Source organism: Gammaproteobacteria bacterium (genome assembly GCA_030680605.1).
GTDB lineage: Bacteria > Pseudomonadota > Gammaproteobacteria > SURF-13 > SURF-13 > JAQBXX01.
The window spans coordinates 114,558-140,513 of the sequence record JAUXUQ010000010.1 but is presented as its reverse complement, the minus strand read 5'-3'; the positions used below and the strand labels follow the sequence as shown (position 1 = coordinate 140,513).

Sequence of the window (25,956 nt, the reverse complement as noted above, 5' to 3'; positions counted from 1 at the left end):
CCCGGGTCGGGTCAGCGATTGCTCTACGGACTGGTTATCGGGACAGCGGGGGGAAACTTTAGGATGATTCTGTATCCGGACGGCAATACCGTGGAACGGGCACAACCGGCCCGGGGTTACACAACAGCAGAGGCCAGACCACCCTTCTGCTCGAGCCAGCATTTGCGATCGGCGGCGCGCCTCTTGGCCAGCAGCATGTCCATGAGTTGCGTGGTGTTGTCACCGGACTGCACCGTGAGCTGTAGCAGGCGCCGGGTCTCGGGGGCGATGGTGGTTATACGCAGTTGTGCCGGATTCATTTCGCCCAGCCCCTTGAAGCGCTGCACGTTGACCTTGCCTTTTTTGCCTTCGGCCGCGATCCGGTCCAGCACGCCCTGTTTTTCGGCCTCATCCAGGGCGTAATAGACCTCTTTAACGATATCAATGCGGTACAGCGGCGGCATGGCGACATAAATGCGGCCCGCCGCCACCAGCGGGTGAAAGTGGCGCACAAACAGTGCGCACAACAGCGTGGCAATGTGGGCGCCGTCGGAATCTGCGTCGGCCAGGATACAGATCTTGCCGTAGCGCAGGCCTGCAAGATCGTCCGAGCCGGGATCGACACCGATGGCGACGGCGATGTCGTGCACCTCCTGCGACGACAACACCGTGCCCGGCGCGACCTCCCACGTATTCAGTATCTTGCCGCGCAGCGGCAGGATGGCCTGAAACAGGCGATCGCGCGCCTGCTTGGCGGAGCCGCCTGCCGAGTCGCCCTCCACCAGAAACAGCTCGGTTTGACCCAGATCTTGCAGGGTGCAGTCGGCAAGCTTGCCCGGCAACGCCGGGCCGCTGACAATTTTCTTGCGCACCACGTTCTTGCTTTCGCGCAGACGGCGCTGTGCATTGTTAATGGCAAGCTGGGCGATGGCCTCGGCCACATCGACATGCTGGTTCAGCCACAGGCTGAAGCTGTCTTTCACCACCCCGCCGACAAAAGCGGCGCATTCGCGCGAGGTCAGGCGCTCCTTGGTCTGGCCGGAAAACTGTGGGTCGAGCAGCTTTACTGACAAGACATGGCTGCATCGGTCAAACACGTCCTCGGGTGCGAGCCTCACGCCGCGCGGTAACAGGCTGCGGAATTCACAGAAGTCGCGCATCGCCTCCGTCAGACCGGTGCGCAATCCGTTCACATGCGTGCCACCCTGCGCAGTCGGAATCAGATTGACGTAACTCTCGGTGACGATCTCGCCGCCCTCAGGCACCCATGCCAGCGCCCACTCGACCGCCTCGCTGTTGCCCTGCATGGCGCCTGCATAAGGTTCGGCGGGCAATACAGGCATGCCTTGCAGCGCTTCAGCCAGATAAGCCCTGATGCCCTCATCGTAGTGCCAGCTTTCCTGCTCGCCGCTGGCTTCGTCGCGGAAGCCCACATGCAGGCCCGGACACAACACCGCCTTGGCACGCAACAGATGCTTCAAGCGCGATACGGAAAATTTCGCTGCATCGAAATATTTTTCATCTGGCCAGAAGCGCAGCGTGGTGCCGGTATTATTTCTTGCCACGGTGCCGGTCACCTTGAGTTGCGAGCGCCTGTCGCCACCGGCAAAGCCCATGTGATACTCCTTGCCACCGCGCCGTATCCAGACCTCCAGTTTTTTCGACAGTGCATTAACCACCGACACGCCCACACCGTGCAGGCCGCCGGAGAATCGATAGGCCTTGCCGCTGAACTTTCCGCCCGCATGCAGGCGTGTAAGGATCAGCTCCACGCCGGATATTTTCTCCTCCGGATGGCTGTCCACCGGCATGCCACGCCCGTCGTCGCTAACTTCGAGCGAGCCATCCTGGTACAAGGTCACCCCAATGCGCGCAGCATGGCCACCGAGCGCTTCATCCACGCTGTTGTCTATCACTTCCTGCGCAAGATGATTGGGACGCGTGGTGTCGGTATACATGCCGGGCCGCCGCCGCACCGGGTCGAGCCCGCTCAGGACTTCAATGGCGGAGGCGTCGTAGTCAGCTGACATGGTCAGCCGGTATAGCGCGGGGGATTGGGATGCTTCAGGCGTTCGATGATGACATGCGGCTGGAGTGGAAGCCCGCGCTCATCACACAGATAGTAGCGCAGCAGCTCGCTGCGATAGTTGGTGGGCCCGCTGCGGGTGAGTATCTTTTGCCAGGAGGACGCCAGGCTCTGCTGAAAACCGCCAGCACCATTACCGTAGGCGTAGGTCTTGTAGCGCGCCATTTCGCAACGTATGCCTTCAAACAGGATGTTTTGCGCACCACTGTCTGAGGCGATGACGGCGGTGTAGGTGACCACGCCATCGGCATGGGTCGTGAGGGACTTGCTGTCAATATAATGTTTGAAGTTGCGCTGCGGGCCATCCACGGCCAGCCGGATGAGGTCAGCCTCCTGCGGTGGCGCGGGCACTGGCTTGACGTCCTCTGTCCACGGCGCGGGCTCATCGTAGTCATTCTCATACGCTGCCGCCGCTCCTGACATACCCGGCAGCAGCGTCACCAGCAACAGCAGCAGCGAGGGTGTACGCACAGGGCTCAGGCCAGGTCCTGCACTAACGACGCACGTACATCGTCTGCGATAGGGTCAACCTGATGGCAGTAAGCCGGGTGCTCGATGCCCACACCGATGGCAACACCGGCCTTGGCCGCCGCCACCATCTCCGGCGTCAGCTCAAAACGCAGGAAGTGCACTGACGAGGTCTTCTGTGCATTCTCGCGCTCCAGGTCTTCATCGGCAACCGCCCACACATGCGCGTACTCGCCCACCTTCACCCACACCCGGTCTTCAATGCCTATCATGCTGGCCAGTGCAGTACGGCGCTCCCCTTCGTCATCATACTGGATCATGAAGGTTGCCTTCCAGTTGCTGCCATCCGGTATCAGCGGGTTGTAGGCCTCGATTTCTTCAAGTATCCCTTCGTCCTCGAAGATGCGTTCTACCCGCAGCATTTCCTGCACCTGGTAGTGCATGGTGAGCTGGTCTTCAAAGTAGAGCGTGGCATGCGGGCCTACCGGCACACGCCTGTGCGTTTTGTGCGCCATCACCTTGGCGCGAAATTCGTTGCGCATGCGCGCATACTGCTCAAGCGGGTACAGCATCTCACGGCTGAGCTTCTTCATGTTTTGTATCCCCTTCACGACTTGTGCTTCGCCTCCAGCGCAGCCAGCGGCTTGTCCGTAAACAGATAATCGCGCAACTCCTTGTCGAACACCGGGTCACGCCGACGAATCCATTCCAGCATCATGGCCGCGTGCTCTTTCTCCTCATCGCGGTTATGCGCCAGCACGGCACGCAATTCATCATCGCTACAGGCGTCCACCCGCTGGTTGTACCAGTCCACCGCCTCCAGTTCCTCCATCAATGAGACGATGGCGCGGTGCATATCGCGGGTTTCGGTACTTAATGTTTCTGCTGCTTCGTGAAAACCTTCGTTGGCCATGATCATCAGACTCCGTAAGCAATCCGCAACAGGGTGACCGGGTGGGTGGGTGGTGTACCGTTCGCCAGCCCCTCCTCCAGATGATGGCCGGCAATCGGGCAGTCGCTCGTGTAGTAATCGGCGCTGGCCTTCGCAATACGCTCCACCACCGGCTTGCCGATCTTCACCGCATGGGCGTGAAACTCGCTTTTGACTGCATAGGTACCATTGTGACCGGAGCAGCGTTCTATCGGCTCCACCTGGGTATCGGGCACCAACTGCAATACATCGCGTGTCTTTAGACCTATGTTTTGCACCCGCAAATGGCATGACACGTGATACGACACCCTGCCCAGCGTTTTTTTGAAATCTGTTTTAAGCACCCCGTCCTTGTGCCGCAGCATCAGATATTCAAACGGATCGTAGATCGCGTTCTTTACCTTGATCACATCCGGATCGTCTGGAAACATCAGCGGCAATTCCTGCTTGAACATCAGCACGCACGAGGGTACCGGGGCGACAATATCCCAACCGGCATCGACCAGCGCCGCCAATACCGGAATATTGGCCTGCTTGGCGCGCTCTACAGCCTGCAGATCTCCCAGCTCCAGCTTGGGCATGCCGCAGCATTGTTCCTGCTCGGCCAGCCGCACCGGAATACCATTGTGTTCAAAAATGGCAATCAGGTCTGTGCCCAGCTGTGGCTCGTTGTAGTTACCATAGCAGGTGGCGAACAGCGCCACGCGGCCGCGTGTATTTGGTGTCGCTGTGGCCGCTGCATCCAGTTGTCTGCGAGCGTGCTCGCGTTTGCGCAACGTGTCGCTGTGGTACTCCGGCACAAAGGCATCAGGATGCACGCCCAGTGTCTTGTCCAGAATCTTGCGCGCTGTCTTGCTTTTGTTAACGGCGTTTACTGCCTGCACCACTACCGGAATGCCTGCGAGCCTGCCAACGGTGTCGGTGCTGGTGAGTATCCTGTCACGGATTTTGACGTCGCCTTGCTGGTACTTTACTGCCTTGGCGCGCAGCATGAGATGCGGGAAGTCGATGTTGAAGGCATGCGGCGGCACATAGGGGCACTTGATCATGAAACACATGTCGCACAGGTAGCAGTGATCTACTACGTCCCAATACACCTTCTTGTCTACACCATCGAGCTCCATGGTGGGCGACTCATCGATAGCATCAAACAAGGTCGGGAAGGATTGGCACAGGCTGAAGCAGCGACGACAGCCATGACAAATATCAAACACCCGCTCCAGCTCGTGCTGGAGTGCGGTTTCATTGTAAAATTCTGGATTTTTCCAGTCCAGGGCATGACGGGTGGGCGCCTCAAGACTGCCTTCACGCTGACCTTCGATGGGTGGTGGTGCCATATAACCTCGGAGAAAAGATACAAGAGATAAAGATACAAGTTAAAACTATTCACTGCCTTAGTTCCAGGCATCTTTCCCCTGTAACTGCCTTTGAACAAATAACTACCTTATGAACAAACACGGGGCCGTACAAAACGGCCCCGCTTTTACTTGTATCTTGCAACTTGTATCTGCCTTTAACTTATTTGCCCAGCGAATCGAGCGCCTTCTGAAAGCGGTTGGCGTGTGAACGCTCGGCCTTGGCCAGCGTCTCGAACCAATCGGCGATTTCACCGAAGCTTTCGTCGCGTGCGGTCTTGGCCATACCCGGATACATATCAGTGTATTCGTGCGTTTCGCCCGCAATCGCGGCCTTGAGATTGTCACTGGTAGAGCCGATAGGCAGGTCGGTGGCCGGATCACCACAGTCCTCCATGTACTCCAGGTGTCCGTGCGCATGGCCGGTCTCGCCCTCGGCAGTGGAGCGGAATACGGCGGAGACGTCATTGTAGCCTTCTACGTCGGCCTTGGCGGCGAAGTAGAGATAACGGCGGTTGGCCTGGGACTCGCCCGAGAAAGCCGCCTTCAGGTTTTCATGGGTTTTGCTGCCTTTGAGTTGCATAGCACTTCCTCATACATGTTGATGTTGATGTGCGGCCGCTGACTGGTAACGGCCTCCTGTATTTAGACTACGTCTAAGTTTGGTTAAAGTCTACACCGGGGATTTCGATATGTCAAAATTACCCGGCTTCACGGGCACCGCAACGCGTGGATCTGAAGGCCTGCCTGCGCTGCGGTGTGCAGCCTTTCAAGTTCTGCTGCGGGGTAGCCTGAATCATAGCAGGAGCAGCTCGACGCCAACAAGTAGAGCGTCAGAGATACCTCGGCCTTGTGTGCCAGCCACACACCCATGAACCAAGGGTGGAGGCTTCCCATGCATGGACATGGTGCACTGTACACGGTCACCCTAAGCCTGCGGCACTTCCACCATCAGCGCTCCGGTGAATATCACAAAGGCGCGCACCAGCAATATCGCCCTGCCCTGGGCACCATGATCGGCGCGCAAGGTCAGTTCGCCGCGCAGCATATGGCGCGCACTCTGGATCTGCATGGCATACAACATGTAAAGCGTAAGCACTAACAACAAATGGGTCCATAACAGGAACGAGGTCAGCTCCCCCTCCACCACCAGCCGCCGGTACCAATCCTTGGTAAGGTACAGATAAAACGGCATGGTGAAATCAAACACCATCGCCCCGATCATCACGGGCACATGGAAGCGACGCCACCGTGCCCAGAAAAATGCGGCCACCATCAACAGATAGACCCCCGTAGCGGCCAAGACAGTTCCGGCACTAAACATGGCCGCCATGCTACCACCTTTCACCGCTGCAAATCGGCTGCCCGTGTCTTGTCTGGTCTTGGTCAACTCTGTTAGAGTCAATGGGATATACACGGGAGAACATCATGTCTACACGCGCCTCAACCCAGCCCGGCCGCGAGGCCCGCACAGCGCTCCTGCTGGGGGGGGTGGCGCTGCTTGGCGTCATGCTCACGATTTACCAGTGGATTGAGCTTTACCTGCTCAATACCCATGGCGCTGCGCCCCTGTGCTCGCTCAGTGCCACCTTCAACTGCGCCGGGGTGTGGAACTCGCCAGTCGGCCACGCCGTGCATCAGTTCAGCGGCCTGCCCATTGCCGGGTGGGGTCTGATATGGAGCGCTGCAGTATTGGTACTGGCCGCCATGCTGCGCTATCAAGCCACCCAAGGAGCCGCCATGAACGATACCGTACAGGCCCTGCGCATTGTCACCGGCGCGGGAGCCTTGATAGCTGTTTCGCTGCTCGGCTACAGCATTGTCCTCAAGACCTTCTGCCCTACCTGCGTACTGTTTTACGTACTGGTGGCGGCTGCCGCCTGGCTGGCCTATGTACGTCTCAGCACAGGTGCGCCCCGCTGGCTGCAGGCCAGCCTCAAAAGCGGGGCCATCCTCCTCGTTGCCTTCTCGGCGCTGATCTATCCCGGCCTGCACACGCCACGCGAGGACATGAGTGTTGCCAAGGTCTCTACCGTGATCAAGGCGGCCGATGCCAACACCCCGGCCAGCCCGTTGGTCGAGTTTCTGACCTCACTGCCACCCAGCGTACAAAAGGCCACCAGTGATTCGCTTGCCATTTATCGCCAGTCCAGCCACATCTCCCTGCAGCCCGACGCCAAACGCATGGTCTACGGGCAGGCTGGGGCTCCGGTACACATCACGGAGTGGACGGATATTCGCTGCCCGCACTGCCAACAGCTTGAAGCCGCCCTGGAAGAAATGCGCGGCATTACGCCAGTCGGCTCCTGGAGCGAAGAGGCACGCCATTTCCCGCTCGACAGTCAGTGCAACCCTGCTGTCCAGCGCAGCGGCGGCGGCATCAGTTGCCTGGCCGCCAAGGTTCAGATCTGCCTCAGCGGCTCTCCTGACTTCAGCCGCGTACGCGCCGCCATGTTCAAGAACCAGGGCAGCCTCACCCTGGCCAGCATCTGGAGCATCGCCACCCAGGACGATGGTGCACGGCGCAAAACTCTCGAGACGTGCGTCAACTCTGCCGCCACGGCAGCCATACTCCAGGAAGACATCGATCTGGCTGAAAAATACCAGATCGAGGGCACGCCCCTGGTGGTCATCAATGGCCGAACCGGAACCCCTGTGCCCGCCTTCCTGTTTAGCCTGATCATGGCCGCAGGCAAGGATACCGACCCGGGCTTTCTGGTCTTGCCCGCGCCCAGTATGCCCCGACCGTGAATCCTGGCCCCTTTTCATATTTCTGACTACACAGTAACGCGATATTCAATGCGTGGATATAAAGCCATCCCGTCCAGCGCGAGAGCGTCTGCACCTGTGTCGCTGGTTCCCACTCCCTAGCATCTTCTCCCCAGGCAAGGTTCATGAAGAAAAATGCCGTTATGGCGTTATTTGCCATCGTGCTCCTGCTGTGTGCCAGCGTAACTTCAGCCAGCGAGCCCTTGGGCCTGCCCCCGGTGCCCGTCCCCGCTGACAACCCGCAGACGCCGGAGAAGATTGCCCTCGGCAGGGCGCTGTTTGCTGATCGCCGCCTGAGCGCCGATGGCACCATCAGTTGCAGTGTCTGCCATAACCCCAACAAAGGCTTTACTGATGGCCTGCCTGTGGCAGAGGGCATCAACCGTAGCAAGGCTACACGCAATACCTCTTCTCTGCTGAATGCCGCGTACCACACCACGCAGTTCTGGGACGGCCGTCGGCCCAGCCTTGAAGGTCAGGCGCAGGATCCGTTCACCAACTCCATCGAGCATGGACTTAAAAGTCACCAGGAGTTGATCGATATCGTCCGCAAGGATGGCATTTACGTCGCGCAGTTCAAGGCGGTCTTCGGTGTCGATAGCGCCAAGATTGGCGTGGAGCATATCACCAAGGCGATAGCGAGCTATGAGCGCACACTGATTGCTGGCGATTCACCGTTCGACCGCTATCAATATGGCGGCGATAAAAGCGCGCTTTCAGCGGAGGCCATCCGTGGCCTGGAGATATTTCGTGGCAAGGCAAAATGCAGCCTGTGCCATACCATAGGCCCCAGCCACGCCATCTTCACCAACAACAATTTCCATAACCTCGGCGTGAGTTTCGAGAAAGTGGAGCCGCGCCTGTACGAGCTCGTCAATACCTTCCGCAGCGCCATCGCCAACGGCGAGAGCGTCGACGAAATCGTATTGAAAGGTGCGGATGTCTCCCAGCTGGGTCGGGTGCTGGTCACGATCAGCCCGAAAGGACTGGAGGACACCAAGGACGTCGGGCGCTTCAAGACCCCCACCTTGCGCAACGTCGAGCTGACCGCGCCCTACATGCATGATGGCAGCATAGCCACACTGGAGGCTGTCATTGACCTCTACAACAAGGGTAACGAAAAGAATCCGATGCTGGACAAGTTGTTCCGCCCGCTCGGCCTCAACGAGCAGGAAAAGGCTGATCTGCTGGCGTTCATGAAGTCACTCAACAGTCCTGAGCTGCCCCGGTAATACCCAGCCACAGCAGCAGCAAACAAAAAAGCCCCGTGGGGTGATCCACGGGGCTTTTTTTACGGCCCTATGTGTCAAAGACTACGGCACATTCAATCAGCCGGCGGCGGCCTTGGCCTTGCCCGCAGTCACCCGCGGATCCAGCTCACCCTTGAGGTAACGCTTGACCATGGCATCCAGATTGACGGGCTTGATCTTGCCCGCCTGGCCAGCACAACCAAACGCCTCGAAGCGCGCCTTGCATATCTCCATCATGGCCTTGGTGGAAGCCTTGAAGAATTTGCGCGGGTCAAATTCTGACGGATCATCCGCCATCGCCTTACGCATGGCGCCGGTAGCCGCCAGACGCAGGTCAGTGTCGATGTTCACCTTGCGCACACCGTGCTTGATGCCTTCCTGGATTTCCTTGACCGGCACGCCGTAGGTCTCACGGATCTCGCCACCATACTTGTTGATAATCTCGAGCCACTCCTGCGGCACCGAAGAAGAACCGTGCATCACCAGATGCGTGTCAGGAATGCGGGCGTGAATTTCCTTGATACGCTCGATGGCAAGAATGTCACCGGTGGGTGGGCGGGTAAACTTGTACGCACCGTGGCTGGTACCAATGGCGATGGCCAGACTGTCAACCTTGGTGTCAGCCACAAAACGTGCGGCCTCTTCAGGATCGGTGAGCAGCATGGAATGATCCAGCGTCTCATCCGAACCATGCCCGTCTTCTTCACCCATCTTGCCACTCTCAAGCGACCCCAGACAGCCCAGCTCGCCTTCCACCGCTACGCCGCAGGCATGGGCGATCTCTACCACCTTGCGCGTGACCCCGGCATTGTAATCATACGACGCGGGCGTCTTCATGTCTTCCTGCAGTGAGCCGTCCATCATAACCGAAGTGAAGCCACTCTGAATCGAGCGTATGCACACAGCCGGAGAGGCACCATGATCCTGGTGCATGACAATGGGGATATGCGGATACATCTCAACCGCCGCCCACATAAGGTGGCGCAGGAACGGCTCACCAGCATACGAACGTGCGCCGGCAGATGCCTGCATGATCACCGGCGAGTTCACTGCATCGGCGGCTTGCATGATGGAGTGCATCTGCTCCATGTTGTTGACATTGTAGGCGGGCACACCATAACCATGCTCTGCAGCATGGTCCAGCAATTGACGCATTGAAATAAGAGCCATAGGAACCTCCTTAACAGGTAATGTGTTTACTTTGAGTCTGAACCAATTCTAGCAGAGCGGCACGTCAACCGCCGCTATCAACTTCTGCCAGATCCCCGACACGCACGATCTTCATGGCGTTGGTGCCGCCGTGCACCCCCATGAGATCACCCTTGGTAATGATCACCAGATCGCCGGCACGCACCGCACCGCGCCGCACCAGTTCATCCACCGCCTCCTTGTTGACTTGGGCGTGGTTGGTGCTGGGGATATCAAAACTTACCGGATAAACACCCCGGTAGAGTGTCACTTTGCGCCGGGTGCCGGCATGCTTGGTCAGGGCAAAAATCGGTATACCCGAGCTGATGCGCGACATCCACAATGGCGTGGAACCCGACTCGGTCAGCGCGATAATCGCCTTGGCGCCCAGATGATTGGCCGTGTACATCGTGGCCATTGCTATGGCTTCGTCGATCAGCTTGAATTCGGTGTTGATGCGGTGATCAGAAACGCGGGCTATCTGCTGCTTCTCGGACTCACGGCAGATACGATCCATTGCCGCCACCGCCTTGGCCGGGTACTTGCCGGAGGCGGTCTCGGCTGAAAGCATGACGGCGTCAGTCCCATCCAGCACGGCATTGGCAACGTCAAATACCTCGGCACGGGTGGGAATCTGGTTTTCGATCATCGACTCCATCATCTGCGTCGCGGTAATCACCACCCGGTTCATGTTGCGCGCGAGGCGGATGATGTGTTTTTGTACCGGTGGCAAACCCGCATCACCGATCTCGACACCCAGGTCGCCGCGCGCAATCATGACCGCGTCAGAGGCCTCGATGATCTCCTCAATAGCCGCTACCGCTTCGGCACGCTCAATCTTGGCCACAATGCCACCGTGGCCCCCGGCGTCGCGCAGCAACTGTCGCGCCTCGTGGATATCGGCAGCATTGCGCGGGAATGACACGGCCAGATAATCAACCTGCATGCTGGCCGCAGTCTTGATATCAGCGCGATCCTTGTCGGTGAGTGCGCGGGCCGAGAGCCCGCCGCCCTGGCGGTTGATGCCCTTGTTGTTTGAGAGATCACCACCTACCACTACCCGACACTTGATCTCCCCGCCCACGACATCGTCTACCCACAACACGATACGCCCGTCGTCGAGCAACAAGGTATCGCCGCGCTTGACGTCATTGACAAGCTCGCGGTAACTGATGCCTACGCCCTGCTCGGTACCACCGACAGGATCCCACTCGGTACTGAGGCAGAAACTGGCGCCTTCTTCCAGCACTACGCTGTTATTTTTGAAGCGCTCGATGCGGATCTTTGGTCCTTGCAGGTCTGCCAGAACGCCGATGTGACGCCCATAGGCACGGGCACGGTTAGCGGCATTTTCAGCGCGCTGCCGGTGACTCTCGGCGGATCCATGCGAGAAATTGAGCCGTATAACGTCCAGACCGGCTTCGATCATCCGATCCAGCACCTTGGGATCATCCGTGGCGGGTCCAAGCGTAGCGACAATTTTTGTTCGACGTTGCATGACTACTGATTTCCCAAGTGACGCATCCCTGACAAATCGGGCCGGTACTGCGCCTGCTGCCACTGACAGACGGCTATGTTCAAACTGTGGCCGCCTGCTTGCCACGCTCTTCCAGAATTTCGACTGCGGGCAACACCTTGCCCTCCAGAAACTCGAGGAAAGCCCCTCCACCGGTAGAGATGTAGGTAATATGGTCTCCCACACCGTACTTGGCAACAGCCGCCAGCGTATCGCCGCCACCCGCCAGCGAGAAGGCGGCACTCTTGGCGATAGTCTTGGCCAGCGCCTCCGTGCCCGCACCAAACTGGTCAAATTCAAATACGCCTACCGGGCCGTTCCAGACAATGGTACCCGCCTTGTCCAGAATTTCGGCCAAGCGTGCCGAAGTTTCGGGGCCGATATCAAAGATCATGTCATCATCTTCTACCTGATCAACTTTCTTCAGCGTAGCCTGCGCGGTTTCAGAAAATTCCTTGCCACAGACCACATCCACCGGCACTGGAATATCGGCACCACGGGCCCTGGCCTTTTCGGCCAGGCGCTTGGCAGTCGGAATCAGGTCAGGCTCACACAGTGATTTGCCGACATTGTAGCCTGCCGCCGCAATAAAGGTATTGGCGATACCGCCACCGACGATCAGCTGATCGACGATACCGGACAATGACTCCAGCACGGTCAGCTTGGTGGATACCTTGGAGCCACCGACAATAGCCACCATGGGGCGCTTCGGATCCTTGAGCGCCAGATTCAACGCCTTCAACTCCTTCCACAGCAGCGGCCCGGCGCACGCCACTGGCGCATACTTGGCCACGCCGTAAGTCGAAGCCTGCGCGCGGTGGGCGGTACCAAAGGCATCCATCACAAACACTTCGCACAACGCCGCCATCTTTTTGGCCAGCGCGTCGTCGTTGCTTTCCTCGCCCTTGTTGAAACGGACGTTTTCACACAGCACCACTTCGCCATTCGCCACCTCCACACCGTCCAGCCAGTCCCTGACCAGACGTACCTTCCTGCCGAGATGTCCGGTCAGCTTTTCCGCAATCGGCGCCAGCGAATACTTTTCATCGTATACGCCTTCCTCGGGCCGCCCCAGATGCGACATCACCATCACCTTGGCGCCCGTACGCATCAAAAACTTGATGGTCGGCACGCTGGCATAGATGCGGGTTTCATCAGTGACTTTGCCGTTCTTCATCGGCACGTTGAGATCGGCCCGCACCAGTGCGCGTATGCCGGTCAGGTTTCTCAGTTCTTCCATTTTGACAATAGACATGAAATGTAATCCTTGTAAAAAACTCAACGCAAAGACGCAAAGTCGCAAAGAACACCAGGATGAATTATTAATCTTTGCATTTAATTCTCTTGCGTCTTCGCGTCTTGGCGTTAGGCCGTTCTTACTTGGCGCTCATGAGCGCCACGGTGGTATCCAGCATGCGGTTGGAGAAACCCCACTCATTGTCATACCAGGCCAGCACCTTGACCAGCTTGCCATCAACCACCTTGGTCAGCGTGGAGTCGTAGGTACTGGAAGCCGGATCGTGATTGAAGTCCACCGACACCAGCGGCTTGTCGTTGTAATTCAGCACGCCCTTCAGCTCGCCGTTGGCGGCCTCCTTCATGATGGCGTTGATTTCATCCTTGCTGGTCTCGCGCGCGGCGGTGAAGGTCAAATCGACCAGCGACACATTAATGGTCGGCACGCGCACCGCGAAGCCGTCGAGCTTGCCCACAAGTTCCGGGAGCACCAGGCCGATCGCCGCCGCAGCGCCGGTCTTGGCGGGAATCTGCGACATGGTCGCGGAACGTGCGCGACGCAGATCGGAATGATAAACGTCAGTCAGCACCTGATCGTTGGTGTAGCTGTGCACCGTGGTCATCAGGCCATGCACCACGCCAATCTTCTTGTGTAGCGGCGCAATCAGCGGGGCCAGGCAGTTGGTGGTGCAGGAACCATTGGAGATAACGGTATGCGCCGCCTTCAGTGATGCATGGTTTACGCCATACACGATAGTGGCATCGACCTCGGTTCCCGGCGCGGAGATAATGACCTTCTTGGCGCCTGCCTTGAGGTGCAGACCAGCCTTCTCTTTGGTGGTAAAGATACCGGTGCATTCGTGCACTACATCTACACCGAGATCGCCCCACGGCAATTTGGACGGATCACGCTCGGAGCAGACACGAATCTTGTCGCCGTTCACGATCATGAAGTCGCCCTCCACAGTCACCGTGCCGGGGAACTTGCCGTGCACCGTGTCGTACTGCGTGAGGTGGGCGTTGGTCTCGGCATTGCCGAGATCGTTTATCGCCACGACCTGAATCTCCTTGTTACGCTTGGCCTCGTAAACCGCGCGCAGCACATTACGTCCAATACGGCCATAGCCGTTGATTGCCACTTTAATTGCCATTTTCTATCTCCAAAATTTAATGATCAAAATCTTGATTCAACGCCAAGACACGGAGACGCAAAGATAAAATGACGATGGATTCTCATTTCTTTGCGACTTTGCGTTGCGTCTTTAAAAGTCAAAGCAAGTCCGTCACCGCGTCGATCACCTTGTCGGTGGTAAAGCCGAAGTGCTTGAACAAGTCACCGGCCGGGGCTGATTCGCCGAAGCTGTTGATGCCAACCACCCTGCCCTCAAATCCGACGTATTTGATCCAGCCGTCCGTGACGCCCGCTTCAACCGCCACCCGCGCAGTGATCGCTTTGGGCAGCACTGATTCACGATAGGCGGCATCCTGCTCATCGAACACACGGGTACACGGCATGGACACGACGCGGATACCGAAACCGCGATCGTTCAATTGCTTGGCGGCGTCTACCGCGAGGCCCACTTCCGAGCCGGTGGCGATGATGATCGCCTGCACCAGATATCCGCACTCCATCAGCACATAACCGCCGCGCGTAATGGCGGCGATCTGCTGCGCGCTGCGTGTCTGGTGCGGCAGGTTCTGGCGCGAAAAAATGAGACACGACGGCCCGTTGGTATGTTCGATGGCAGCCTTCCAGGCGACGGCGGACTCCACCGCGTCGCACGGACGCCACACCTGCATGTTCGGAATCAGGCGCAAGGTCGCGGTCTGTTCCACCGGCTGATGGGTGGGGCCGTCTTCGCCGAGGCCGATGGAGTCGTGCGTATAGACAAAAATCGAACGCTGCTTCATCAGTGCCGCCATCCGCAGTGCGTTGCGGGCGTATTCGGAGAACATGAGGAAGGTCGCACCGTAGGGGATAAATCCGCCATGCAGCGTGATACCGTTCATGATCGCCGACATGCCAAATTCGCGCACGCCGTAGTAGATGTAGTTACCATCGGAGACGGTGCTGCTGATGCCCTTGGAGTCCTTCCAGAGCGTGAGATTGGAGCCCGCCAGATCTGCCGAGCCGCCGAGCAGCTCTGGCAGCAGCGGACCAAACCCGTTCAGCGTATTCTGCGAGGCCTTGCGCGAGGCGATGGTTTCGCCCTTCTCCGCAACGGCATTGACAAAGGCCGCAGATTTTTCCGCCCAGTCGGCGGGCAGTTCGCCGCGCAGACGCCGCTCCAGTTCGCCGGCCAGCTCCGGATGGGCCTTCTGATAGGCAGCAAACCGCTGGTCCCAGTCGGCTTCCGCCCTGGCGCCCCTGGCGCGCGCATCAAAACCCTGATAATACTCGTCCGGCATTACAAACGGCTCGTGCTTCCAGCCCAGATTTTCGCGCGTGGCAGCAATCTCTTTTTCACCCAGTGCAGCGCCGTGGCAATCGTGACTACCACACAGGTTCGGTGCACCGAAGCCGATCACGGTCTTGCAACAGATCATCGACGGCTTGTCATTTACCGAGCGCGCCTCAAGTATCGCCTTCTTCACCGCATCGGCATTGTGCCCGTCCACGCCCGGCACCACGTGCCAGCCATAGGCCTCGAAACGCTTCGGGGTATCGTCGGTAAACCAGCCTTCGACATGGCCGTCGATGGAAATGCCGTTGTCGTCGTAAAACGCGATGAGCTTGCCAAGACCCAGTGTGCCCGCGAGCGAGCAGGCCTCATGCGAAATACCTTCCATCAAACAGCCGTCACCGAGGAACACGTAGGTATAGTGATCAATGACGTGGTGACCATCGCGATTAAATTGCCCGGCAAGCAACTTTTCGGCGATCGCCATACCCACAGCGTTGGTAATACCCTGGCCGAGTGGGCCGGTGGTGGTCTCTATGCCTGGGGCATAACCATATTCCGGATGGCCCGGCGTCTTGGAATGGAGTTGACGGAAACGCTGAATCTCCTCCATGGGGAGGTCATAACCCGTCAGATGCAGCATCGAATACAGCAGCATTGAGCCGTGGCCGTTTGACAGCACAAAGCGGTCCCGGTCCGCCCACTTGGGATTGGCGGGATTATGCTGCAGAAAATCGTTCCACAGCACCTCGGCAATATCGGCCATGCCCATCGGCATGCCCGGGTGACCGGACTTTGCCTTTTCCACGGCATCCATCGACAGCACGCGAATTGCGTTTGCTAACTCTCTACGAGAGGGCATTGTTGTCTCCTAAAATTAAAATAAAATTCCTTAATGGTCTGCGGAATATGCAGCGGCCACATCGACTCGGGCTACTTGAATAACGCCGGAGGCAGACGGCAACAGATGGCAGACCCTCAACAACTGAGTGAGCGCAAGCGGAGGTAATCCCTGCGGGTGTAGTACCCAAGGCAGTGGCCCGCACCTGTCGTGGTCACGCAGGTCTTGCCTGGGTGCTGTGTAATACCCTTTATAATCATGATCTTGCCGAGATACCGCCCGACACGACTGGCTTGCTCATGGCACTCACCTCACAACTCTCAATACTGAATCTGTTCGGGGTCTGCGCCCCTGCACACACGCATCTGTGGCGGTATACACCCGCGCTACGGAGACTGCTGCGTGGCAAAAAATTCCCCGGCACCTGGTTCCTTAGGTAACCCGGCCCGGGGGCGTTGGCCTGTTTGCGGAGGCGTTTCGGGTGCCCGCTACTAAGCATGGGCGATTTCGAACCCAAACGGCTATTTTGGCTTACCTGCTGCTTTTCAGCAATAGCAGCCTAGGCCATAGCGCCCTGATTGGCCCATTTGATGGAACAACCCATTGCCGGAATCTGCTCACGCGGGCCCTGACCGGTTAGGGCAACCTGCCGCATGGCCTCGAACAGGTCACGGCGGGCGTCTGGCGGGGCAGCCTCCTTCCGGCTGGCATCCAGACGTCCGCGGTACTGCAACTCCAGCAGACCGTTATAGCCAAAGAAATCGGGGGTACACACAGCGCCATAGGCCTTGGCGACCTCCTGAGTCTGATCCCATAAGTAGGGAAACGGGAATTCAAATTCCTGCGCCACGCGCTGCATGCTCTCAAACGAGTCCTCCGGATAGTCCGCAGGATCATTGGACATGATCGCCACACTCTTGACACCATAGCTCAACAGCTCTTTGGTATCGCGCACCATGCGCTCCCGCACCGCCTGCACGTAGGGGCAGTGATTACAGATAAACATCACCAGCAACCCTTTCTCACCCCTGCATTCCGCCAGCGTCCAGCGCTTGCCGTCTACGCCCATCAGCGAGAAATCGGGCGCAGGTCGGCCGAATTCGCAGACTGGTGTCTCTGTGCTGACCATAAGAACATCCCCGCCGAGCTACCGTTGTGAGATCTATTTTACACATTTGGCATGAAAAAATGGGCCGGCCACGCTAAACTAGTATGATTACTGTGCCGCCAACGTCATAGATCTCACACACAACGAGGAACCGCATGGCAACCATGAGTTTATTCACCTCCGAATCCGTCTCTGAAGGCCATCCCGACAAGGTTGCCGACCAGATATCGGACGGTATTCTTGACGCCATTCTGGCCCAGGATGCGCGCGCGCGCGTGGCGTGCGAAACCCTGGTCACCACCGGCATGGTGATGGTGGCTGGTGAGATTACCACCACTGCATGGGTTGACATGACTGCCGTGGTGCGGGAAACGGTAAAAAACATAGGCTATGACAGTTCCGAGATGGGCTTTGACTGGGAGTCCTGCGCGGTAATGGTATCGATTGACAAGCAATCATCGGATATCGCGCTGGGCGTGGATGAAACCCAGGAGCGCGAACAGGGGGCTGGCGACCAGGGCCTGATGTTTGGCTACGCCAGCAACGAAACGGACGTGCTGATGCCTGCACCCATCACCTATGCACACCGCCTGGTCAAGCGTCAGGCCGAGGTGCGCAAGAATGGCACCCTGCCCTGGCTGCGCCCGGACGCGAAAAGCCAGGTCACCTTCCGCTACGAAAATTACAAACCGGTCGGGGTCGACGCCGTGGTGCTGTCCACACAGCACAGCCCGGACATCTCACACAAGGTGCTCAAGGAAGCGGTGATGGATGAAATCATCCTGCCGGTACTGCCTGCGGAGTGGGTCAACAAGGACACGCGCTTTTTCATCAACCCGACCGGGCGCTTTGTGGTCGGCGGCCCGATGGGCGACTGTGGCCTCACTGGGCGCAAGATCATTGTAGACACCTATGGCGGCATGGCCCGTCACGGCGGCGGCGCCTTTTCGGGCAAGGACCCGTCCAAGGTAGACCGCTCAGCGGCCTACGCTGGCCGCTATGTGGCCAAGAATATCGTTGCTGCGGGGCTCGCCGACCGCTGTGAGATACAGATCTCCTACGCCATCGGCGTAGCCGAGCCCACTTCGATCGGCGTCGATACCTTCGGCACCGGCAAGGTCAGCGACGCGCGCATCGTACAACTGGTGCGTGAGCACTTTGACCTGCGTCCACGCGGACTGATCCAGATGCTGAATCTGTTGCGCCCCATCTACCAGCCCACCGCCGCCTACGGCCACTTTGGTCGTGAAGAACCGGAGTTCACCTGGGAGCATACAGACAAGGCAGCGACATTGCGTGACGCCGCCGGACTTAAAGCTGCCTAAAATTTAAGGAAGCCATCTATAGTGAGCAGTCAATCGGTACAAAATCTGAACCCGGACTACAAGGTCGCTGACGTCAAGCTGGCCGGTTGGGGGCACAAGGAAATCGCTATCGCCGAGACTGAAATGCCCGGCCTGATGGCGTTGCGCGAGGAGTATACGGGACAGAAGCCGCTCAAAGGTGCACGCATCGCCGGCTGCCTGCACATGACTATTCAGACCGCAGTACTGATGGAAACGCTGGTACAACTCGGGGCTGAGATCCGCTGGTCATCGTGCAACATCTTCTCCACCCAGGATCACGCAGCCGCTGCCATGGCAGCGAACGGTATTCCGACCTTTGCATGGAAAGGCGAGAGCGAGGACGAATTCTGGTGGTGCATTGACCAGACCATTTTTGGGCCAAACGGCTGGCGCCCCAACATGATCCTCGATGATGGTGGTGACCTCACCCAGGTCATGCATGAAAAATATACTGACCTTCTGAATGATGTGCGCGGCCTCTCCGAAGAGACCACTACCGGCGTGCACCGCCTGTACGAAATGATGACTGCTGACACACTCAAGGTCCCGGCCATCAACATCAACGACTCGGTCACCAAGTCCAAATTCGACAACCTGTACGGTTGCCGTGAGTCGCTGGTAGACGGCATCAAGCGCGCTACTGATGTCATGATCGCAGGCAAGGTCTGTATCGTGCTGGGCTACGGAGACGTGGGCAAGGGCTGTGCACAATCCTTGCGCGGCCTGGGTGCCACGGTGTGGGTCACCGAAATCGACCCTATCTGCGCCCTGCAGGCCGCCATGGAAGGTTACCGTGTGGTGCGTATGGACGATGTCGCCGATCAGGCCGACATCTTCGTCACTGCCACCGGCAATGTCAATGTCATCACCCACGACCACATGGTGCGCATGAAGCACCAGGCCATTGTGTGCAATATCGGCCACTTCGATTCTGAAATAGACATCGCGGGCCTGCGCAAATACAGCTGGGAAAACATCAAGCCGCAGGTCGATCATGTCATCTTTCCCGACGGCAAACGCCTGATCGTGCTGGCCGAGGGCAGGCTGGTCAACCTGGGCTGCGGCACCGGCCACCCCAGCTTTGTCATGTCCAACTCCTTCACCAATCAGGTCATGGCGCAGATCGAGTTGTGGCAAAACCATACCAAATACGAGCGCAAGGTATATGTACTGCCCAAGGCCCTGGACGAAAAGGTCGCGCGCCTGCACCTGACTAAAGTGGGCGCCAAACTGACCGCGCTGACACCTGAACAAGCGGAATATCTGGGCATTTCTGCCGGCGGCCCGTACAAACCTGAACACTACAGATACTAGCAGCGAGTGGCGAGTCGCTAGCAAAAATACTCCGCCCCCTAAGCGACTCGTTACTGCATTTATATGATTTCCCAAAAAAAACATGAACGCGTCTTCAGTTTCGAGTTCTTCCCACCCAAAACCAAAGACGCCGCACTAAAACTGCGCGAAGTACGCAACACACTGGCGCAGCTAAACCCGCGCTTTTTTTCAGTCACCTTCGGCGCGGGCGGCAGTACACGTGACCGCACGCTTGAAACTGTCTTAGAGATACAGCACGCCGGCCTGCAGGCCGCACCGCATCTTTCCTGCATCGCCTCGTCGCGCGAGGAGTTGCGTACGCTGCTCGACGCTTACCGGCAGCATGGAATCCGTCACATCGTGGCGTTGCGCGGTGACCTCCCGGAGGAGGGGGGTACCCCGGGTGATCTGCCCCATGCCAGTGATCTGGTGGCGTTCATCCGGGCCGAAACAGGAAACCATTTCCATATCGAAGTCGCTGCTTACCCGGAATTCCATCCCGAGGCCAGCAATGCCTCCGTAGATCTGCAGCACTTCCAGTGCAAGGTCGAGGCTGGCGCCGACAGCGCCATGACCCAATATTTTTACAACCCTGACGCCTATTACCGCTTTGTGGACAGCTGTGAGAAACTGGGCATCACACTACCCATCGTGCCCGGCATCATGCCGATTACCAACTACACGCAGCTCGCACGCTTCTCAGACCGCTGCGGAGCAGAAATTCCGCGCTGGATACGCAAGCGCCTGGAGGCGTTTAGCGATGATGCTGAGTCACTGCGCGCCTTTGGCCTCGATGTAGTCACAGAGCTGTGCCACAGACTGCTGGAGGCAGGCGCCCCCGGCCTGCACTTCTACACCATGAACCAGGCTACGCCAGTAACAGCAATTTGGAAAAATCTGAATCTTGGCACAAAGATCCCACCAGGAGGGTCATCGCTGACGCTTCCCGCCTGAGTATATTGATATATACTCTATCCTGTGCAGGCCCACGTATCTTCGTGTTACCGATGTGCCGGCACCGGAATATCGCAACCAACGCTGTCACATACCTGGTCAAAGGGGGTGTAAGGCGTGTCACCCAAGCTCTCCTTTCGCGGACTATCGGGACGTTTGTCAGTGCTGTTCGCAATCGCCCCGGCCTTCGAACTCATCATCTTTGCCGCGCCACAACAGAGCCTGGGCTATGCTTGTCACCTGTGCCGACTGTGCGCAGCAGCATATCGGCAGCCTTCCCCCGCTCACGGGAGCGACACGACGGTTGGCGCTATCGGCTGAGTCCAAGGATAAGCCCCACCCCTGGGCCGTATTAACCACTCCTACTAAAGGCATACAGACCATGGCAAAGATGTTGCGTGTCTTGATCGTGGAGGATTCTGCGGATGATGCCGAACTCATGCTCCATGAACTTCGGCACGGCGGCTACGACCCACAGGTCGAGCGGGTAATTACCCCCGAGGCCCTACACTACGCACTCCGCAGCCAGTCATGGGACATCGTGATCTCCGACTACTCGGTGCCGCAGTTCAACGGTCTTGACGCTCTGCGGATCGTGCGAGAGGTGAATTTGGACATTCCGTTCCTCCTTCTCTCGGACGCAGTCGACGAAGGTGCGGCCGTGGCGGCCATCAAAGCGGGGGCACAGGACTACATCACAAAGAACCGCATGGAGCATCTGGCATCAGCAGTCAGACACGTGCTCGATGAGGCTGAGGTGCTGAGGGTGCGCCGACATGCCGAGGAACGTATCCATCATCTTGCCTACTTCGACCCTCTCACTGAGCTGCCGAACCGTCTACAACTCCAGGAGCGGCTGGAACAGGCCTTTGTCGACGCGCAACGGGATCACCAGCCCTTCGCCCTGTTTATGCTGAACATCAACCGCTTCCGCGATGTGAACGAGGCCCTCGGACACGACTACGGCGACGCGCTCCTGCAGCAGGCAGCGTCACAATTAATCAAACAGCTACGTCGTGCCGACATGGCGGCGCACTTTGGCGCCGACGAATTTGCATTGCTGTTCTACCCCTGCGACCACACAGATGTCATGGCGCACGCGCAGACGGTGCTTGCAGCCTTTCAGCAGCCCTTCGAGGTCGCGGGCTTCCCGCTCGAGCTGAATGTGCGTCTCGGTGCTGCCTTGGCTCCCGCGCACGGGGCCAACCCTCGCCAACTCCTGCAGCATGCAGACGTTGCGCTTTCACTCGCGCAACGCGACAGCGGGTCGCTCTCCATGTACGACCCGCTGCTCGATCCATCGAGCCCTAAACGCCTGCTGCTCATGGGCGAGTTGCGCACTGCCATCGACAACCGCCAGATCGTCCTGCATTTCCAGCCCAAGGTGAACCTGCGTAATGGTACGGTATGCGGAGCGGAGGCGCTGGCGCGATGGAACCATCCTGAACTGGGATACGTACCGCCGGACGAATTCATCCTGCTGGCTGAAAAGAGCGGACTCATCCACCCGCTCACGTTGAACGTGCTGGAGACGGCCGTGCAACAAGCCTGGATCTGGCGTGAGCAGGGCTGGCGCGTGCCGATCGCCGTTAACCTGTCGGTACGCAACATGCTCGATTCAGCAATTGTGTACAAGATCGAGGCATTACTCATCGGCCGCACCATGGAAACCAACATGATCGAGCTCGAGATCACCGAGAGCGCGCTCATGGAGGATCCTGTACGTGCGCTCGGCATCCTGAGCAAGCTACGTGATATGGGCATACGCCTCCACATTGATGACTTCGGCAGCGGTTACTCCTCGCTCGCCTACCTGAAGAAGCTACCAGTCACGGCCATCAAAATTGACGAGTCGCTTGTGCTCGACATGATTTTGAATGCTGACTCGGCGACGATTGTGCGCTCCATAATTGATCTCGCCCACAATCTCGGTCTCAAGGTGGTGGCCGAAGGCGTGGAGAACAAAGAAACGCTGGAGCGTCTTATCGAATTCGACTGCGACGAGGCACAGGGCTACTTTATTGCACAGCCGATGCCCGCAGAAGACATGCCGCCCTGGCTGCAGGCGCGCACGCTGCAAACTGCCTCGAAAAAGCCCGATTAAACTCGTTAATTTGTTTATCATGGCGATGCCTAAATAACATTGTTACTCCGCCATGAACAACACTAGCCTGTCCCGCCGCGACCTTGCACGGCTGTGGCATCCCTGCACACAGATGAAGGACCACGAGCAACTTCCGCCCATCCCCATCAGGCGCGGCACAGGCGTGTGGCTGGAGGACTATGACGGCAACCGTTACCTGGATGCCATCAGCTCGTGGTGGGTCAATCTGTTCGGCCATTGCAATCCGCGCATCAATACGGCACTGCAAGACCAGCTTGGGCAACTCGAGCACGTTCTGCTCGCGGGTTTCACGCACGCGCCGGTCATTGAGCTCTCCGAACGACTGATTGAGCTTGCTCCAGCGGGGCTCACACGCTGTTTTTATGCTGATAATGGCTCGGCCGCCGTTGAGATCGCACTCAAGGCCAGCTATCACTACTGGCGCAATCTGGGTCAGTCGCGCAAAACCCGATTCATCAGCCTAAGCAACAGCTATCACGGTGAAACCCTCGGTGCGCTGGCTGTTGGCAACGTCGCGCTCTACAAGGAAACCTACGCACCACTGCTGATGGACGTCATCCACGTGCCCTCACCCGATTGTTTTCACCGTGAGCCCGACGAATCCTGTGCCGCTTACTCCATGCGCATGTTCAGCTATATGGAATCTGCACTGGAGACGCATGCCGATGAGGTGTGCGCAGTCATTGTCGAGCCGCTGGTGCAGTGTGCGGGCGGCATGCGCATGTATGACCCGGTATATTTAACGCTGCTGCGCGAGGCTTGCGATCGCCACAGCGTGCATCTGATCGCCGATGAGGTCGCTGTTGGCTTTGGGCGCACCGGCACCCTGTTCGCCTGCGAGCAGTCCGCCATCACGCCTGATTTTCTCTGCCTCGGCAAAGGGCTGACCGGCGGCTATCTGCCGCTGTCTGTTGTTCTCACCACAGATACGATCTATCAGGCCTTCTACGACGATTACGCTGCGCTCAAGGCCTTTCTGCACTCACACAGCTACACCGGCAACGCGCTTGCCTGCCGTGCGGCACTGGCGACACTGGATATTTTTGCACAGGACAAGGTGCTCGAGAGTAATCAGGCACTGGCCGGGGCGATGCATGACGCCACCGCGCACTTTGCCGCCCATCCCCACATAGCAGAAGTGCGGCAGACGGGCATGATACTGGCGGTCGAGATGGTGCAGGACAAGGCCGCACGGCAGCCTTATCCGTGGCAGCAGCGGCGCGGCCGACAAGCCTGTCAGCATGCGCTCGCCAGCGGCGTGCTGTTACGCCCGCTGGGAGATGTGGTTTACTTCATGCCGCCCTATGTAATCACGCCCGGGGAGATACAGAAAATGGCGGCAGCGGCCTGGGCTGGCATCAGCCACGCGACGGCGGACTAAATCGCCAGGCAAAAAAAACGGCACTGTGTCACCACAGTGCCGTCGCAACTACTGCAATTTAACTCAGGTGCTGATTATTAGTACGTTCCTGGTGCCAGCTTGAGGCCCTTACGGATGTTGGTCATGTAGGCAACCAAATCGACCATGTCCTGACTGTCCGCAGCGATAGCCTTGCTTTCCAGCGGGTTCTCGATGCACCAGTTGGTCATCTCCCACAGCTGCGACACCTTGCCGAGCTGCTTCTGGTACTTGGGATAGGTCTCCGCGTGGGTGTTGGAGGCTTCCGGATGGCACTGAACGCAGGCCACCTCGTTGTCGCTCTTGATTCCGCCATGGAACAGAGCGTCACCGCGATCTACGGAGGCCTTGTACTCACTGTCCCACTTGGCCGTGTCTTTCACGACTTCGGCATGCGCTGACACCGTTACGCCAAGGCCCAGAATAAAGGACGCGCCCAGCGCGGCCAATGTACTTTTACGAATCATCATAAGTTTTCTCCTTATTCTCTTAGTAATTCATCTGGGACTTGGCGGCAGGCCCGGCGCCCACTTCCTTGAGCTTGCCATCCCAGACGACCTTACGCTTGGGATTGTCGCCCCACTGGGTAACTTCGGCCTCGAACTTGCCGCCGGTATCCGTGTTGACGAAGGTCCAGCCGGTCGCATCGCGGAAGTTTGCGACATCGGCGCGGTGATAAGGCAGGATCAGGTTCGGGTAGTAGTCCGCTCCCTTTGCGCAGCCCTTGTAAGCGCCGTCTCCGCACATGGTGGCATCGGCCACGGTGCTCACATGCGGCCACGGCCAAGAGGTGGAGAAGTTGGAGAAGAAGGCGATGTTGCCCTTCTGGCTGGCCATAGGCTGGTGCACGTGGTTGTACAGCACGGTCACGCGCCTGAACGGTGCCAGAATAGCCTGGATCTCTTCCGCGTCCTCGGTCCAGAAGTTCCAGCCGTTGTAGATCTTCTGAAGCGGGGAGTGCGAGCACACGATGGTGTGCTTGTTCTTGTCCAGACCGGCGACGGTCTTCTTCAACCAGGCCTGGCCTTCTTTGCCCAGCTGGAAGGGAGAACCATCAACATAGTTGTCAATGCGCATCATCTCGTTCATGCGTACCTGGGGATTCTTGGCGTGTTTCGCTTCCCAGGCTGCGTCGCCACGGATGGTGGTCAGCATGATGAACTGCACGCCCTTGTGCTCGAAGGTGTAGTTGTCGGCGGGCATGGCATCTTTGCCATAAGCGGCTCTGGTCGACTTGCCCATGTCGAGGAAGTAGTCGTGCTCACCTTGGATGGCTTTGACCTTGAGACCGGTCTTGGACCACATCTCCAAACCGTGATCCATCTCGGCCTTGAGGCCGGCCTGGGCTATGTCACCACCGAAGTAGCAGAAGTCGGGCTTCGGGTTGGCGTTCATCACTTCGCTGATCGCCAGCTTGAAACCGTCGTCCCAGCTCTTTACGAACTTGCCACCAGTGATTAGTTGTATGTGCTGGTCGGTGACCCAGGCGAAGGTGAATGACTCACCTCCAGCTACGCCTGCTTCGGCCTCGACCGTGACCATGCTCAGGGGGATGATACTGCCAACACTGGCAGCAGCAGCGCCCTTGAGGAAATTACGGCGACTGATATTCATCATCGTTACTCTCCTATTTGGCTTGTGGATTTTTTGATTTTATGAGGTTAATCAAAGAAATGCCTGCTTCCTAAG

Annotated in this window: 22 protein-coding genes; 7 read left to right on the top strand and 15 right to left on the bottom strand. The window is 58.1% G+C overall.

The window, feature by feature from the left end:
• Window positions 1-116 precede the first annotated feature (116 nt).
• The 7 genes from parE to Q8L89_05360 all read right to left on the bottom strand — a co-directional run bounded on the left by parE (window position 117) and on the right by Q8L89_05360 (window position 6,152).
• Window positions 117-2,009 carry a DNA topoisomerase IV subunit B gene (gene parE / locus Q8L89_05390; protein MDP1708481.1) on the bottom strand — a complete coding sequence of 631 codons (1,893 nt, stop codon included), beginning with the start codon at window positions 2,007-2,009 and terminating at the stop codon, window positions 117-119.
• A gap of 2 nt (window positions 2,010-2,011) precedes the next feature.
• A complete protein-coding gene (locus Q8L89_05385; protein MDP1708480.1) occupies window positions 2,012-2,536 on the bottom strand; it encodes a CNP1-like family protein in 525 nt (174 codons plus the stop codon).
• 5 nt (window positions 2,537-2,541) lie between these two features.
• Window positions 2,542-3,144, bottom strand: coding sequence for a DUF3501 family protein (locus Q8L89_05380; protein MDP1708479.1), 603 nt, complete (start codon window positions 3,142-3,144; stop codon window positions 2,542-2,544).
• Window positions 3,141-3,446, bottom strand: a complete 306-nt coding sequence (locus Q8L89_05375; GenBank protein ID MDP1708478.1) for a ferritin-like domain-containing protein — start codon at window positions 3,444-3,446, stop codon at window positions 3,141-3,143. Before Q8L89_05375 ends, Q8L89_05380 begins: the two co-directional genes overlap by 4 nt.
• A gap of 5 nt (window positions 3,447-3,451) precedes the next feature.
• Entirely contained in the window at window positions 3,452-4,801 is a 1,350-nt protein-coding gene (locus tag Q8L89_05370) for a heterodisulfide reductase-related iron-sulfur binding cluster (GenBank protein ID MDP1708477.1), read from the bottom strand.
• A gap of 181 nt (window positions 4,802-4,982) precedes the next feature.
• Window positions 4,983-5,402, bottom strand: a complete 420-nt coding sequence (locus Q8L89_05365) for a rubrerythrin family protein (GenBank protein ID MDP1708476.1) — start codon at window positions 5,400-5,402, stop codon at window positions 4,983-4,985.
• Window positions 5,403-5,747: 345 nt separating this feature from the next.
• The gene (locus tag Q8L89_05360; protein MDP1708475.1) at window positions 5,748-6,152 is read right to left on the bottom strand and encodes a hypothetical protein; all 405 of its coding nucleotides are present in this window, start codon (window positions 6,150-6,152) and stop codon (window positions 5,748-5,750) included.
• Between the two features lie 95 nt (window positions 6,153-6,247).
• Between Q8L89_05360 and Q8L89_05355 the strand changes: the two genes are divergently transcribed.
• Both Q8L89_05355 and Q8L89_05350 read left to right on the top strand, forming a co-directional pair.
• Window positions 6,248-7,570: a vitamin K epoxide reductase family protein gene (locus Q8L89_05355; GenBank protein MDP1708474.1), complete on the top strand. Its 1,323-nt coding sequence runs from the start codon at window positions 6,248-6,250 to the stop codon at window positions 7,568-7,570.
• A 143-nt stretch (window positions 7,571-7,713) separates the two neighbouring features.
• Window positions 7,714-8,820, top strand: a complete 1,107-nt coding sequence (locus Q8L89_05350; protein ID MDP1708473.1) for a cytochrome c peroxidase — start codon at window positions 7,714-7,716, stop codon at window positions 8,818-8,820.
• Between the two features lie 96 nt (window positions 8,821-8,916).
• On the opposite strand, the gene fba is transcribed toward Q8L89_05350, so the two are convergent.
• The 6 genes from fba to Q8L89_05320 all read right to left on the bottom strand — a co-directional run bounded on the left by fba (window position 8,917) and on the right by Q8L89_05320 (window position 17,150).
• Window positions 8,917-10,008: a class II fructose-bisphosphate aldolase gene (fba, locus tag Q8L89_05345; protein MDP1708472.1), complete on the bottom strand. Its 1,092-nt coding sequence runs from the start codon at window positions 10,006-10,008 to the stop codon at window positions 8,917-8,919.
• A gap of 64 nt (window positions 10,009-10,072) precedes the next feature.
• Window positions 10,073-11,524 (bottom strand): pyruvate kinase, encoded by a 1,452-nt coding sequence (pyk, locus tag Q8L89_05340; protein ID MDP1708471.1) that lies wholly within the window; start codon window positions 11,522-11,524, stop codon window positions 10,073-10,075.
• A 79-nt stretch (window positions 11,525-11,603) separates the two neighbouring features.
• Window positions 11,604-12,797, bottom strand: a complete 1,194-nt coding sequence (locus Q8L89_05335; GenBank protein ID MDP1708470.1) for a phosphoglycerate kinase — start codon at window positions 12,795-12,797, stop codon at window positions 11,604-11,606.
• A 121-nt stretch (window positions 12,798-12,918) separates the two neighbouring features.
• Window positions 12,919-13,929 carry a type I glyceraldehyde-3-phosphate dehydrogenase gene (gene gap, locus Q8L89_05330; GenBank protein MDP1708469.1) on the bottom strand — a complete coding sequence of 337 codons (1,011 nt, stop codon included), beginning with the start codon at window positions 13,927-13,929 and terminating at the stop codon, window positions 12,919-12,921.
• 118 nt (window positions 13,930-14,047) lie between these two features.
• Complete coding sequence (tkt, locus tag Q8L89_05325) at window positions 14,048-16,042, bottom strand: transketolase (protein ID MDP1708468.1); 1,995 nt, start codon at window positions 16,040-16,042, stop codon at window positions 14,048-14,050.
• Window positions 16,043-16,580: 538 nt separating this feature from the next.
• On the bottom strand, window positions 16,581-17,150 hold the full coding sequence (locus Q8L89_05320) for a thioredoxin family protein (GenBank protein MDP1708467.1): 570 nt from the start codon (window positions 17,148-17,150) through the stop codon (window positions 16,581-16,583).
• Between the two features lie 134 nt (window positions 17,151-17,284).
• Here Q8L89_05320 and metK point away from each other — a divergent pair, with 134 nt between their 5' ends.
• The 5 genes from metK to Q8L89_05295 all read left to right on the top strand — a co-directional run bounded on the left by metK (window position 17,285) and on the right by Q8L89_05295 (window position 24,249).
• Entirely contained in the window at window positions 17,285-18,454 is a 1,170-nt protein-coding gene (metK, locus tag Q8L89_05315; protein ID MDP1708466.1) for a methionine adenosyltransferase, read from the top strand.
• Window positions 18,455-18,475: 21 nt separating this feature from the next.
• The gene (gene ahcY, locus Q8L89_05310; GenBank protein ID MDP1708465.1) at window positions 18,476-19,789 is read left to right on the top strand and encodes an adenosylhomocysteinase; all 1,314 of its coding nucleotides are present in this window, start codon (window positions 18,476-18,478) and stop codon (window positions 19,787-19,789) included.
• Between the two features lie 63 nt (window positions 19,790-19,852).
• Window positions 19,853-20,743, top strand: coding sequence for a methylenetetrahydrofolate reductase [NAD(P)H] (metF, locus tag Q8L89_05305; GenBank protein MDP1708464.1), 891 nt, complete (start codon window positions 19,853-19,855; stop codon window positions 20,741-20,743).
• A gap of 382 nt (window positions 20,744-21,125) precedes the next feature.
• Window positions 21,126-22,847: an EAL domain-containing protein gene (locus tag Q8L89_05300; protein MDP1708463.1), complete on the top strand. Its 1,722-nt coding sequence runs from the start codon at window positions 21,126-21,128 to the stop codon at window positions 22,845-22,847.
• 52 nt (window positions 22,848-22,899) lie between these two features.
• Window positions 22,900-24,249, top strand: a complete 1,350-nt coding sequence (locus Q8L89_05295) for an adenosylmethionine--8-amino-7-oxononanoate transaminase (protein MDP1708462.1) — start codon at window positions 22,900-22,902, stop codon at window positions 24,247-24,249.
• Window positions 24,250-24,326: 77 nt separating this feature from the next.
• On the opposite strand, the gene Q8L89_05290 is transcribed toward Q8L89_05295, so the two are convergent.
• Together Q8L89_05290 and Q8L89_05285 are read right to left on the bottom strand one after the other, a co-directional pair.
• Window positions 24,327-24,737, bottom strand: a complete 411-nt coding sequence (locus Q8L89_05290) for a cytochrome C (protein MDP1708461.1) — start codon at window positions 24,735-24,737, stop codon at window positions 24,327-24,329.
• A 19-nt stretch (window positions 24,738-24,756) separates the two neighbouring features.
• A complete protein-coding gene (locus Q8L89_05285) occupies window positions 24,757-25,884 on the bottom strand; it encodes a twin-arginine translocation signal domain-containing protein (protein ID MDP1708460.1) in 1,128 nt (375 codons plus the stop codon).
• Window positions 25,885-25,956: the final 72 nt, after the last annotated feature.